We start from the raw sequence: 12,853 nt of genomic DNA on the forward strand, positions 1-12,853 counted from the left end.
GAGGAATGTGAAATGACAAATGGATTTGCAGCCTTAAAGGTTTGTGCCCACACCGTAGAGCAGCTTCAGAAAATGGGCATCAAAAAGCCGATGCCGGTACAGGAGCAGGCTATCCCGGCGCTGTTTGCCGGACGTGACGTAATCGCCCGTGCGCAGACAGGCACAGGCAAGACACTGGCTTTCCTGGTGCCGCTGGCAGAAAAAATCGATACTGCCAAAAGCTACGTGCAGGCACTGGTAATTACGCCGACGCGCGAGCTGGCACAGCAGATTGCTACCGAAATGAAAAAAATCCTGGGCGAAAGCGATATCAAGGTGCTGGCTGTTACCGGCGGACGCGATTTTGAAACGCAAAAATATAAGCTGGAGGGACGTAGTCATGTGCTGATTGGTACTCCCGGCCGTCTTTTGGACCACATCCGCAAGGGCAACACCGACCTTGGCGGCGTGCGCTATCTGGTATTGGACGAGGTTGACGAAATGCTGCAGCAGGGCTTTATGGATGAAGCGCTGGAGCTGATTGCTATGACTGCGCCGGAGCATCAGACGATGCTTTGCTCAGCAACTCTGTCGGAAGAAGTGCGCAAGCTTGGACGCAAGCTGACGAAAAACTGCGAGCTGATTGATATCAATCCTGACCAGGCTACCGTGGAGAAAATCAAGCAGATTTGTTTGAAAACAACCGACGAATATAAGAACAAGGCTGTGGCGGCGCTTATTGACCGCTTGAATCCTTATCTGATGATTGTTTTCTGCATGAGCAAGGAGCGCACCAAGGAGCTGGGCGACTGGCTGGGCATGCAGGGCTACAACGTTGATGTATTGCATGGCGAAATGTCTCCCGCAAAGCGCAAAACTGTTATGAAGGCCTTCCGTGATGCTAAGATTCAGATTCTTGTTGCCAGCGATCTGGCTGCCCGCGGATTGGACGTTGAGGGTGTAACTCATGTTGTAAACTACGATATTCCGCATGATGTCGACTGGTATGTTCACCGCATCGGCCGTACAGGCCGTGCAGGTAATGAGGGCGAAGCAATTACGCTTTATACTGCCGATGAGGTTAAATGGCTGCGTAATATCGAAACCAAGCTGGGAATTCTGATGGAACGCCAAAACCTGGAGGGCGGTGTTGTGGCACGTCGCGTTGCTGTGGCTGCCAAAAAGAAAAAGCCAGCAGGACCTAAGCGCGGACGCAATTCCGTTGTTGACAAGCGCAAGGCTCCCAAAACCGGCAGCAACCGCCGTCAGGGTGCTAAAAAAGGTAAATAAGCAGGCTTTTAAATCTGAATAACAAAACTTTAAGTGTGGATGCTTCTCTTAATTTACAGAGAGGCATCCATTTTTTCTTGTGCTGCAGAAGAATGTAACTTATGAGCCAATGTGCATTTTTTATCTTTTCAAGTATAGAAAAAATATGGTAAAATATAATGGAATAGGTATGCAATAAAAAAAGAACAGGAGGGCAGTATATGTTGACAATTCGTGAATATAAGCAGGCAGCAACGCTGGAGGAGGCCTGGCAGCTGAACCAGAAGCGTCCTAACCGCGTGCTTGGCGGTATGCTGTGGATGCGCCTGAGCAAGGGCAATGTGCAGACAGCGATTGATTTGTCGGCTTTAGGCCTGGATACAATAGAGGAAACAGAAACGGAATTCCGCATCGGTGCGATGGTGAGCTTGCGCCGGCTGGAGCTGCATGAAGGCTTTACCGCCTACAGTGAGGGAGCAAATAAGGAGGCGCTGCGCCATATTGTAGGTGTGCAGTTCCGCAATCTTGCTACCGTAGGCGGCAGTGTGTTCGGACGCTTCGGCTTTTCGGATGTGCTGACTTTGCTTTTGGTTATGGACAGCTATGTGGAATTATATAAAGGCGGTATTGTGCCGTTGGCAGATTTTGTGAATATGCCGTATGACAGAGATATTCTGGTACGCATTATTGTTAAAAAGACAGCAGCGCATTACAGCTATAAATCCGTGCGCATCAGCAAAACCGATTTCCCGGTTCTGACCTGTGCTGCGGCGCTGACTCAGGAAGGCGTGCAGGCCGCAGTGGGCGCACGCCCGGCAAAGGCAGCGCTGGTGAAGGATGCAGAGCAGCTCGCAACTCTGCCTATGACTGCCGAGAAGGCGCAGGCCTTTGCTGAATATGCTGCAGACTTACTGCCGACGGAAAGCAACCCGCGTGGCAGTGCTGCTTACCGCACGCATCTGATTAAGGTGCTGACTGCAAGATGTTTAACGGAATTGGGAGGTAAGGCCTGATGGAGATAACCTTAACCTTAAATGGCAAAAAGCTGACCCGTATGGTGGAGGCTGATACAGTTTTACTCGATTTTCTGCGCAAGGAAGGCTGCTACAGCGTGAAGCGCGGCTGTGACACTACCAACTGCGGTTTGTGCACTGTATTTATGGATGATAAGCCGGTGCTTTCCTGTGCTGTTCTGGCAGCGCGTGCCGCCGGCCACAGCATCGTAACGATGGAGGGAATGCAGCAGGAGGCAGCGGAATTCGGTGCTTTTATTGCAGACCAGGGCGCGGAGCAGTGCGGCTTCTGCAACCCCGGCATGATTATGAACGCGATTGCGCTGCTGCGTGAAAACAGCGAGCCTACGGAAGCAGAAATCAAGGAATTTTTGGCAGGCAACCTGTGCCGCTGCTCCGGCTATGAGGGACAGCTGCGCGGAATCCAGAATTTTATCGCCTGGAAAAAAGCTCAGGCACAGGCATAAGGAGGGGAGCTGCAGATGAAAATAGTTAACCAATCCTACCGCAAAAAGGATGCTATGCAGCTGGTGACAGGCCAGCCTGTCTACACCGATGACCTGGTGCCGAACGATTGCCTGCTTGTCAAGGTGCTGCGTTCTCCGCATGCGAATGCTATTATTGAAAGCATCAACACCGCGATTGCAGCCAAGGTGCCTGACATCGAAGCAATTTATACCTGGGAGGACGTGGACCAGGACGGCGAGCGCTGCACCTACGCAGGCCAGACCTATCCCGAACCGAGTCCCTATGACCGCCTGCTGCTGGACCGTCATGTACGCTTTGTGGGTGATATCGTAGCGATTGTTGCCGGCAAAACGGAAAAGGCTGTCGACAAGGCGCTGTCTTTGATTAAAGTAAAATATCAGCTGCTGGACGCAGTGCTTGACTTCCGCACTGCGCTGGATAATCCTATGCTCGTGCATCCCGAGGATACTTGGAAGGCTCACTGCCCGGTCGGCGCCGATAATAAGCGCAACCTGTGTGCCCACGAGGTTATCGAGGATGGCGAGGTTGATAAGATTCTGGCGGAATGCGATGTTGTTATCGACCAGACAACTCACACCAAGGCTGTGCAGCAGGATATGATGGAGCCTTTCGTAACCTATTGCTCTATTGATACCTACGGCCGTTTGAATGTCCTCAGCTCTACGCAGATTGTTTTCCACTGCCGCCGCATTATTGCGAACGCGCTGCATATCCAAAAAACCATGGTACGCGTGGTTAAACCGCGTATCGGTGGCGGCTTCGGCGCTAAGCAGAGCTGTGTCAGCGAAATGTATCCGGCCTTTGTTACCTGGAAAACCAAAAAGCCTAGTAAGATGATTTTCTCGCGTTATGAATGTCATATAGCTTCCAGCCCGCGCCACGAGATGGAGGTGCGCGTGCGTCTTGGTGCTACTAAAGAAGGCAAAATCCGCGCGATTGATTTATATACTCTTTCCAATACCGGTGCTTACGGCGAGCATGGTCCCACGACCGTCGGCCTTTCCGGTCACAAGTCTATTCCTCTGTACCGTACCGAGGCCTTCCGCTTCGGCTTTGACGTAGTTTACACCAACCTGCAGGCTGCAGGCGCTTACCGCGGTTATGGCGCTCCTCAGGGTATCTTTGCCGTAGAGTCCGCTGTGAACGAGCTAGCAGCACGTCTGAAGATGGATCCGATTAAGCTGCGTGAGATGAATATTACACGTGAGGGTGATATTATGCCGGCTTATTACGGTGCGCCCAATACAAGCTGTGCGCTGGACCGCTGCCTGGAGCAGGTACGCGAGATGAGCGGCTGGGAGCAGAAGTTCCCGCTGCAGCAGCTGCCTGACGGCAAGGTACGCACAATGGGCGTGGCTATTGCGATGCAGGGAAGCTCCATTCCTTACTGCGATGTCGGCGGTGCTACCCTCAAAATTAACGACGAGGGACATTACACACTTCTGATCGGTGCTGCTGATATGGGCACCGGCTGCGATACCGTTCTGGCGCAGATGGCAGCAGAGGTTCTGGAATGTGATTACGATAACATTACCGTATTCGGTGCGGATACCGACGCGTCTCCCTATGACTCCGGTTCCTACGCATCCAGTACAACATATATTACCGGCAAGGCCGTAGAAATCTGTGCACAGCGTTTGCGTGGTAAAATTTGTCAATTAGGCGCACGCCTGCTGGAATGCGGCACGGATCAGGTTGTCTTTGACGGACGCGAGGTGCGTGATACCGTCAGCGACAAGGCTGTAAGCCTCTTTGATATTGCCACTGCTTCTATGGTGAATAACGATATCGCTTTGGAAGAAACCGTGGAGCAGAACAGTGTACTGTCCCCGCCGCCGTTTATGGCCGGTGTGGCTGAGGTTGAAACCGACCTGCTGACAGGTGAAGCACAGGTAGTGAACTTCTACGCATCTGTTGACTGCGGTACTCCGGTTAACCCGCATCTGGCGAAGGTGCAGAGCGAGGGCGGCATTCTGCAGGGCATCGGCATGGCGCTGATGGAAAACGTAACCTACAGTCCCAAAGGACGCATTTACGAAAACTCCTTCATGCAATATAAGGTTCCCTGCCGTGAGGATATCGGTCATATCTATGTTGACTTTGCCAGCAGCTATGAGGAAAGTGGTCCCTTCGGTGCCAAATCCGTGGGCGAGCTGGTAATCAACACTCCGGCTCCTGCGATTGCCGACGCAATTTATCAGGCAACCGGTAAGCGCTTCATGACGCTGCCGATTACACCGGAAAAAATTGCTATGGGCGTTGATGAAGAATAAGATTTTAATAAGCTGAAAACAAATGTGGTTGCAAGACCACATTTGTTTTGGCATGCGTTATTCTCGGGTGAGAGTGACGCGATGGAAGGACTACATTTTGCTTCATTACTGAATTGAGCAATTAAAATATCGCAGAGTACAACCCTCAGTCAAAATCACTAGCGTGATTTTGCCAGCTCCCTTGCAGGGAGCATATAAAAGTTCGAAGTAATCACTGACTAAAATCTTAAAGATAGCCTATTATATCTTCCCTGAAAGGGAAGGTGGATGCGAGCACAGCGAGCAGACGGAAGGGTTGGAATATGCTTGGATCACGTTTAAAGCTAAAATCAGTTTACGTAATAAAAAAGGACTACAATCATGTACGACCAATACAATCGCAAAATAGATTACCTGCGCATTTCCCTTACCGACCGCTGCAATCTGCATTGCCGCTATTGTCAGCCAGAGGTGAGTGAGCATGTGCCGCATAACGAGATTTTGCGTTATGAGGAGCTTTTGCGTATTTGCCGCGCTGCGCTGCAGCTTGGCATCAGCAAATTCAAAATCACCGGCGGCGAACCGCTATTACGCAAGGGCTGCAGCGATTTTATCGCCAGCCTGAAGCAAACGGAAGGCGTGGAGCAGGTAACGCTGACGACGAACGGCACGCTGCTGTCAAATCAACTGCCAGCGCTTATTGCAGCGGGTGTAGACAGCATCAATGTGAGCCTTGATACGCTGGATGCAGCGTATTATACAGAGCTGACCGGCGGCAGCCTGGGCAGCGTTTTGCAGGCACTGCAGGAGCTGCAGTCTGCAGGGATTACGTTCAAGCTGAATTGTGTGCCCCTTGCAAAAAACGGCCTGACCGACATTATGCAATTACTAAAGCTGGCGCATAAATATCAGGCACCACTGCGCTTCATTGAGCTGATGCCGCTAGACTGCAACGCTGATCTAAAAGGATTGAGCGGCAGCGAAATCCGTAGTCAACTGGAGCAGGCAGGCCTGCAGCTGCAGCCTGACGCACAGCGCTACGGCAACGGTCCTGCAAGCTATTGGCGCATCAGCGGTTATGCAATGCCGGTGGGCTTTATCGAACCGCTGCATAATAAATTCTGCGCTGTCTGCAACAGGGTGCGCCTTACCTCCGTGGGCATGCTGAAGCCCTGTCTTTACTGTAACGAGGGCATGAATCTGAAGCGATTGCTGCGTGACGGCGCAAGTGATGCTGATTTGCTGCAGGCGATGCAGGAGATTATTTATGGCAAGCCTGCGGGACACAGCTTTGATGTCAAAGCAGCGCGCTTTAATATGAGCCAGATTGGCGGATAAATACAGGCTTTGAAGGAGCAGACGATGAGTGAATTTACACATTTTGACGCTGCGGGCAATGCGCTGATGGTGGATGTCAGCGATAAGGCTGACACCGCAAGGGTTGCCGTGGCGCAGGGAAAAATCTGCGTAAGCAGGGAAATATATGAAAAGATTGCTGCCGGCAGTATGGCCAAGGGTGATGTGCTGGGCGTAGCGCGTGTTGCCGGAATTATGGCGGCCAAGCGCACCAGTGAGCTGATTCCGCTGTGCCATCTGCTGCAGCTGACGAAGTGCACGGTGGATTTTGAGCTGCTGGTGGAAAACGGCAGCTACGCCGTACAGGCACAATGTTTGGTAAAAACTACAGGCAAGACAGGCGTGGAGATGGAGGCGCTGACAGGCGTGCAGATTGCTTTGCTGACGATTTACGATATGTGCAAGGCCGTGGACAAGGCAATGGTGATTACAGATGTGCATCTGCTGAGCAAAGCAGGCGGAAAGAGTGGTGATTTCGTATGGAAGCAAGCATAAAGGGTATAATCAAGGATGTTTGCATCAGTGAAAAGAAGGGTACAGAAAAGCATCCGGTTAATGAGATTGTCCTCAAAGAAAATTTCGGCATCGAGGGTGATGCCCACGCCGGGAAATGGCACCGTCAGGTGAGTTTGCTGAGTGCGGAAAAGGTAGATGAATTCAATGCGCGCGGCGGTGATGCCGCTATCGGTGCCTTCGGTGAAAATATTTTGGTCAGCGGTATCGACTTCAAAAAGCTGCCGGTAGGCAGCATCATGCGCAGTGGTGACGTAGTGATGAAGCTGACGCAGATTGGCAAGGAATGCCACAGCCACTGCACGATTTTTGCGCGTGTGGGCGACTGCATTATGCCGCGTGAGGGCGTTTTTGCTACGGTAGAGCATGGCGGCGTTCTGCGCAGCGGCATGGAGCTGGAGGTGACGCTGTCTGCAGCCGACGCACCCTTGCGTGCGGCGGTAATGACGCTTTCTGATAAGGGTGCAGCAGGTGAGCGTGTTGATACCAGCGGTCCGCGGGCAGCAGAGCTGTTGGCGGAGGCAGGCTACGAAATTGTGGAGCAGGTTTTGCTTCCCGACGCGCAGAAGAGAATCGAACGTGAGCTGATACGTCTGGCGGACAGCAGACAGGTGGATCTGATTATCACTACAGGCGGCACAGGACTTTCGCTGCGTGATGTTACACCGGAGGCAACAATGGCGGTGGCTACACGCAATGTGCCCGGTATTGCGGAGGCCATCCGTGCGGAGTCACTCAAGATTACACGGCGGGCAATGCTGAGCCGCGGCGTGAGTGTAGTGCGCGGACAGACGCTGATTGTGAATCTGCCGGGCAGCACCAAAGCGGTGGAGGAAGCGCTGGCAATCGTTCTGCCGCAGTTGGAGCATGGACTGCGTATTCTGAAGGGCAGCGCCCATGATTGTGCGAGAAAATGAGCGCTATTGACTGGTCGCCGCTGTGGATTTCGCTGCACACTGCGGCAGCAACAATCGTCATAGTTTTCTTTATCGGCGTGATTATTGCCTGGTGGGTGGAACGGCTGCAGAGCCAAAGTCTGAAGATTTTTGCCGACGCTGTAATAACACTGCCCATGGTGCTGCCGCCTACGGTAGCAGGCTTCTTTTTACTGTATTTTTTCGGCAATAACCGTTTTTTAGGCCAGCTTATTTATCAGCTGACGGGCATAAAAATAGCCTTTAGTTGGTTGGCGACGGTGCTGGCAGCAGCGGTGATTTCGCTGCCGCTCATGTACCGCAGCGCGCGCGGAGCCTTGTCGCAGGTTGATAAGGGCATGCTGGAGGCGGCACGTTCACTGGGTATGACGGAATGGCGCATTTTCTGGCGCATTCATCTGCCGAATGCACTGCCGGGCATTATTGCCGGCGGTCTGCTGGCTTTCGCCCGCGGTCTGGGCGAGTTCGGCGCCACGGCGATGATTGCCGGCAATATTGCAGGACGCACACGCACACTGCCATTGGCAGTTTATTCTGCCGTCGCGGCAGGCGATTGGGATGCCGCAGGCTGGTATGTGGCCGTAATTGTGGGCATCTGCCTATTAGTTGTTATCGGTCTTAATGTTTACTTATATAAAACGAAACAACAACAGGGGGAGTAAAATGAAAAAACTCTTATGCTTAGTATTTTCTTTAATGGTAGCTGTTATGGCTGCAGGCTGCGGCGGCAGTGATAAGCAGGCTGCTGCACCGCAGGCAGGCAAAACACTGCGTCTGGCTGCTGCTGCCAGCATGGAAAAGGTATTTACGCAAAAGCTCATTCCGTTGTATCAGCAAAAGCATCCGGAAATCAAAATCGAAGGCGTATATGATGCCAGCGGCAAGCTGCAGGCACAGATTGAAAGCGGTCTGGCAGCGGATGTGTTTATTTCTGCGGCCAACAAGCAGATGAACGCACTGAGCGAAAAGGGCTATATGGACAAGAGTACTGTAAAGCCGCTGCTGGAAAACAAGCTGGTGCTGATTGTGCCTAAAAGCGGCAGCGCAATCAAAGGTTTCAATGATTTCGGCAAGGCTAAGCATCCTGCTATCGGCGATCCTGCCAGCGTTCCTGCAGGCCAATATGCCAAGGAAGCACTGACCAAGCTTGGTCAATGGGAAGGTATTCAAGGCAAGGTAAGCCTTGGCACCAATGTAACACAGGTTTTGAACTGGGTTGCCGAAGGCAGTGCCGATGCAGGCCTTGTTTACGCTACCGATGCAGCACTCTTGAAGGATAAGGTAACTGCTGTTGCCGAAGCTCCGGCAGGCTCCTTAAAGAAGCCGGTAATTTATCCTATCGGCGTGCTGGCTAAGGCTCCGCAGGCTGAGGCTGCCAAGGATTTTGCTGCCTTCCTGCAGACCGAAGAAGCTATGAAGATTTTTGCCGCCTACGGCTTTGCGCAGGCTAAATAAGAGGTAGATAAACATGAAATTAATTCGTACTGAGGATGCGGTCGGCAGTGTTCTCTGCCATGACCTGACACAGATTATCAAGGGCGTTACTAAGGATGCCGTGTTCCGCAAGGGACATGTGGTACAGCCGGAGGATATTCCGGTGCTGCTTTCCATCGGCAAGGAGCATTTATATGTGTGGGAAGCTGATGAAAGTATGCTGCATGAAAATGATGCCGCACGCATTTTGTGTGACATCTGCAAAAATACCATGATGGATGAATCGCCTGTGAAGGAGGGCAAAATCGAGCTGGCCGCCGCTGCTGACGGTCTGTTTAAGGTGGACAGCGCGCGTCTGCGCCTGGTGAACAGCTTCGGACAGATGATGATTGCGACGCGTCATGGCAATACGCCGGTGAAGAAGGGCGATAAGCTCTGCGGTACACGCATTATACCGCTGGTTATCGAAAAGGAAAAAATGCAGCGTGTGCGTGAGCTGTGCGGCGAAGAGCCTTTGCTGCAGCTTTTGCCGTATAAAATCAAAAAGGCTGCCGTTCTGGCGACAGGCAGCGAGGTTTTCCACGGACGCATTAAGGATACCTTTACGCCTGTGCTGGAGGAAAAGCTGGCAGAGTTCAACGTGGAGGTAGTATATAAGCAAGTTCTGGATGATAAACCTGAGCAGATTACCGCTGCGATAAAAACCGCAATTGAGGAAAAGGGCGCGGAAATGGTGCTCTGCACCGGCGGCATGAGCGTTGATCCGGACGACCGCACACCGCTGGCAATAAAAAACACTGGTGCACGCATTGTGTCTTACGGTGCGCCTGTGCTTCCGGGGGCAATGTTTTTGCTGTCGTATTACGGTAAAGACCAGGTGCCTGTTCTGGGCCTGCCTGGCTGTGTGATGTATGCTAAGCGCACTGTTTTCGACCTGGTGCTGCCGCGTGTGCTGGCCTGTGACCTTGTTACTGCCGACGAGCTGGCAGCTCTGGGCGAGGGCGGACTGTGCCTGAACTGCGCCGTTTGCACCTATCCTGCCTGCGGCTTTGGCAAGGGGTGGTAAAATGACCTACGCAGACCCGCAGCATTATCATGTGAAGGTGCGCGTTTATAACGAAAGCATTGATTTCGGCAAGGGTGTGGCGGAGCTTTTGCAGCGCATTGAGGCCACCGGTTCGCTGAGTGCTGCCTACAAGGCTATGGGGATGTCGGCCAGCAAGGCGTGGAAGATTCTGCGACGTGCAGAGGCAGACCTGGGCTTTGCGCTGGTCAGCAGTACGGCAGGCGGCAAAAGCGGCGGCAGCAGCGTGCTGACGCCGGAGGGACGTTTGCTGCTCGAGCGGTATACAGCCTTCAATACAGAGGTGCAGTCGGCGGCGGCACAGGCCTTTGCCAAGTATTTCAAATAACATAAAGCTTGTGGCAGTACGGGAAATTTTCCCTGTACTGCCTTTGTTTATATAGTTTGTGTTTTCTTGACGCAGATTAGTAAAGAGGCTATAATATAAACATCTAGTAAATAGCAACAAGTATCAGATATGGGAGCTATGCCGACTTCCTTCCGCTGTGTATAAGCGGATACTGAGCTTGTAGTTTGCCGCAAAATAAAAAATTGCAGCGTTATTTTTTGAAAGAAGGTTTAAGTATGAGTATTTTTGCCGGAGCTGTTGATTATTTTGTTAAGGGTGGTCCCTGCATGTGGCCGCTGCTGATGTGTTCCTTTGCCGCTATTGCTATTGGTGTGGAACGATATCTTTTCTATAAGAAGGCTATTTCCGGAGAAAAGTTCGCGAGCAGCTTCTGCCGCATGATGAATGACTTTAATCTGGTTGGCGCCAGTGAACTGGCAGAGCAGAGCAAGGGCGAGGCTGCTGCCATGGCTAAGGAAATTCTGGATATTAAGGGTGACCTCGGCCAGCGTCTGGAAACTATTGTCTATACTAAAGCAGACCGTATTATCGACAGTCTGGAAAAAAATATCAACTATTTGAGCGTTGTTATCGGTCTTTCCCCGATGCTCGGTCTGCTCGGTACGATTACTGGTATGATTTCTTCTTTTAATGCTTTGAACGAAAGAACCCAAAACCCGATGGCTGTTACCGCAGGTATCGGCGAAGCGCTGATTACTACAGTTTTCGGCCTGTGCATTGCCATTATGGGTATGTGTATCCATGCTTATCTTACAAGCAAAATCAAAACCGAAACTCTGAATATCAACGAGGTCGCAGATACGCTGGTTGATATTTTCAAAGCTAACGAGCAGAGCAAATGAGGGGCGGTGTCAGAAAATGCGCAGACGTCGTAAAAGAGTGATGAAGGCACCGGAAATCATGCTCAGTCCGATGATTGATATGATTTTCCTGCTGCTGGTATTTTTCATTGTCAGCACTATGTATATGAGCGAGGTCAAGACGATTCCTATCCGCCTGCCTGTTGCTCGGCATTCGGAGAATGTCAGCAAGAGCAATTTTAATGTAACAATCAAAAAGGACGGCAGCCTTTATCTTGATGAAAATAAAATCGAGATGGATATGCTGGTTCAGAATGCTGCGATTGAAAGCAAGCATGATTCCTCTTTCTCGGTTATTATCAGAGCAGAGGACGAAGCGCCTTATAAAACTATTATCCAGCTGATGGATAAAATGAAGGGAGCAGGTGTCACACGCTTCGGTTTGGCTACGGATACAGGTGAGAGCAAATGAAGGATGAACAAAAGCGATTTGGCAAAGGCTTTGCCGTAGCTCTGGCTGTGCATCTTGTTCTTGCCGCCGGCCTTGGCATTTTCGGCTACCGCTTTGTGCACACGCCTCCGGAAATTTTGGAGGTTTCATTGGAATCTGGTGGTGGCGGTGCTGAAGCTCAGGAGGAAGAAATCGAACAGGAGGAGCAGCAGGAAGAGCCTATCATCCAAAGCCTGGAGGATATTATTGACCAAAAGCTGAAGCCTAAACCGCAAAAGAAGGTTGTCAGGAAAAAGGCAACGGCAGCCCCCGGACCGAAGGCTCCTGCCGGTAATCCTGCCGGCAGCGGTACAGGTACAGGCACTGGTACCGGAACAGGCAGCGGCAGTGGCAGCGGAAGCGGCAACGGCAGCGGTAATGGCAGCGGCGAAGGCCGCGGTGTGCCGGTCAAGCCGCCACGCCTGCTGCGTGAGGTTGCGCCTGTATATCCTGCGTCCGCACGCAACAGCGGTGCTACCGGTGTGGTAACGGTACGCATTCTGGTAGGTGCTGACGGCAGTGTAGAGGATGTAACGGTTGTCGGTTCCTCCGGCAACGGTGCTATGGATAACAGCGTTGTGACGGCAGTCAACAAATGGCGCTTCAGTCCTGCCAAAGATAAGTACGGGCAGAATGCACGCTGTCGCGTTACGCGTGCAGTAAGCTTTAATTTGAGATAAAAATGTATAGATGCTTTGACGCAAAGAAGCTGCTGTATTCGGATGAAGCCGGAGACAGCAGCTTTAATTTCGGGAGAAATATCGAGTTTAAGAAGATGATTATATCGATGCAAAAGAAAAAAACACGGGCATTATGCACCGTGTTTTTTCTGTCTTGTGTCTCACGGAAGGAGTGAGACGAAGTGGAAGGGATTAGATAAATACAAAAAT

General features: G+C 51.6%; 14 protein-coding genes. All 14 read left to right on the top strand.

The window, feature by feature from the left end; translation table 11 throughout:
- Positions 1-12 precede the first annotated feature (12 nt).
- The 14 genes from Q7Q81_RS03595 (at position 13) to Q7Q81_RS03660 (ending at position 12,643) form a co-directional block, all read left to right on the top strand.
- Positions 13-1,269, top strand: a complete 1,257-nt coding sequence (locus Q7Q81_RS03595; protein ID WP_304273771.1) for a DEAD/DEAH box helicase — start codon at positions 13-15, stop codon at positions 1,267-1,269.
- Between the two features lie 200 nt (positions 1,270-1,469).
- A complete protein-coding gene (locus Q7Q81_RS03600; RefSeq protein WP_304273772.1) occupies positions 1,470-2,261 on the top strand; it encodes an FAD binding domain-containing protein in 792 nt (263 codons plus the stop codon).
- Positions 2,261-2,728 (top strand): (2Fe-2S)-binding protein, encoded by a 468-nt coding sequence (locus tag Q7Q81_RS03605; RefSeq protein ID WP_303710550.1) that lies wholly within the window; start codon positions 2,261-2,263, stop codon positions 2,726-2,728. Before Q7Q81_RS03600 ends, Q7Q81_RS03605 begins: the two co-directional genes overlap by 1 nt.
- Positions 2,729-2,743: 15 nt before the next feature.
- Positions 2,744-5,023, top strand: coding sequence for a xanthine dehydrogenase family protein molybdopterin-binding subunit (locus Q7Q81_RS03610; protein WP_304273773.1), 2,280 nt, complete (start codon positions 2,744-2,746; stop codon positions 5,021-5,023).
- Between the two features lie 360 nt (positions 5,024-5,383).
- Positions 5,384-6,340, top strand: a complete 957-nt coding sequence (moaA, locus tag Q7Q81_RS03615; RefSeq protein ID WP_304273774.1) for a GTP 3',8-cyclase MoaA — start codon at positions 5,384-5,386, stop codon at positions 6,338-6,340.
- Between the two features lie 24 nt (positions 6,341-6,364).
- On the top strand, positions 6,365-6,853 hold the full coding sequence (gene moaC / locus Q7Q81_RS03620; RefSeq protein WP_304273775.1) for a cyclic pyranopterin monophosphate synthase MoaC: 489 nt from the start codon (positions 6,365-6,367) through the stop codon (positions 6,851-6,853).
- On the top strand, positions 6,838-7,788 hold the full coding sequence (locus Q7Q81_RS03625) for an MOSC domain-containing protein (RefSeq protein WP_304273776.1): 951 nt from the start codon (positions 6,838-6,840) through the stop codon (positions 7,786-7,788). Before moaC ends, Q7Q81_RS03625 begins: the two co-directional genes overlap by 16 nt.
- A 5-nt stretch (positions 7,789-7,793) precedes the next feature.
- Complete coding sequence (gene modB, locus Q7Q81_RS03630) at positions 7,794-8,468, top strand: molybdate ABC transporter permease subunit (RefSeq protein WP_363316405.1); 675 nt, start codon at positions 7,794-7,796, stop codon at positions 8,466-8,468.
- Between the two features lies 1 nt (position 8,469).
- Positions 8,470-9,261, top strand: a complete 792-nt coding sequence (gene modA, locus Q7Q81_RS03635; protein ID WP_304221104.1) for a molybdate ABC transporter substrate-binding protein — start codon at positions 8,470-8,472, stop codon at positions 9,259-9,261.
- 13 nt (positions 9,262-9,274) lie between these two features.
- Positions 9,275-10,306 (top strand): molybdopterin-binding protein, encoded by a 1,032-nt coding sequence (locus Q7Q81_RS03640; protein ID WP_304273777.1) that lies wholly within the window; start codon positions 9,275-9,277, stop codon positions 10,304-10,306.
- Position 10,307: 1 nt separating this feature from the next.
- Positions 10,308-10,652: a winged helix-turn-helix domain-containing protein gene (locus tag Q7Q81_RS03645; protein ID WP_304273778.1), complete on the top strand. Its 345-nt coding sequence runs from the start codon at positions 10,308-10,310 to the stop codon at positions 10,650-10,652.
- A 236-nt stretch (positions 10,653-10,888) separates the two neighbouring features.
- Entirely contained in the window at positions 10,889-11,515 is a 627-nt protein-coding gene (locus Q7Q81_RS03650; RefSeq protein WP_009145240.1) for a MotA/TolQ/ExbB proton channel family protein, read from the top strand.
- A gap of 16 nt (positions 11,516-11,531) precedes the next feature.
- Positions 11,532-11,945, top strand: a complete 414-nt coding sequence (locus Q7Q81_RS03655; protein WP_293812212.1) for an ExbD/TolR family protein — start codon at positions 11,532-11,534, stop codon at positions 11,943-11,945.
- Positions 11,942-12,643 carry an energy transducer TonB gene (locus Q7Q81_RS03660; protein WP_304273779.1) on the top strand — a complete coding sequence of 234 codons (702 nt, stop codon included), beginning with the start codon at positions 11,942-11,944 and terminating at the stop codon, positions 12,641-12,643. The genes Q7Q81_RS03655 and Q7Q81_RS03660 overlap by 4 nt, the downstream gene beginning before the upstream one ends.
- Positions 12,644-12,853: the final 210 nt, after the last annotated feature.

The organism is Phascolarctobacterium succinatutens (genome assembly GCF_958453765.1).
In the GTDB taxonomy this organism is placed as follows: Bacteria; Bacillota; Negativicutes; order Acidaminococcales; family Acidaminococcaceae; genus Phascolarctobacterium_A; species Phascolarctobacterium_A succinatutens_B.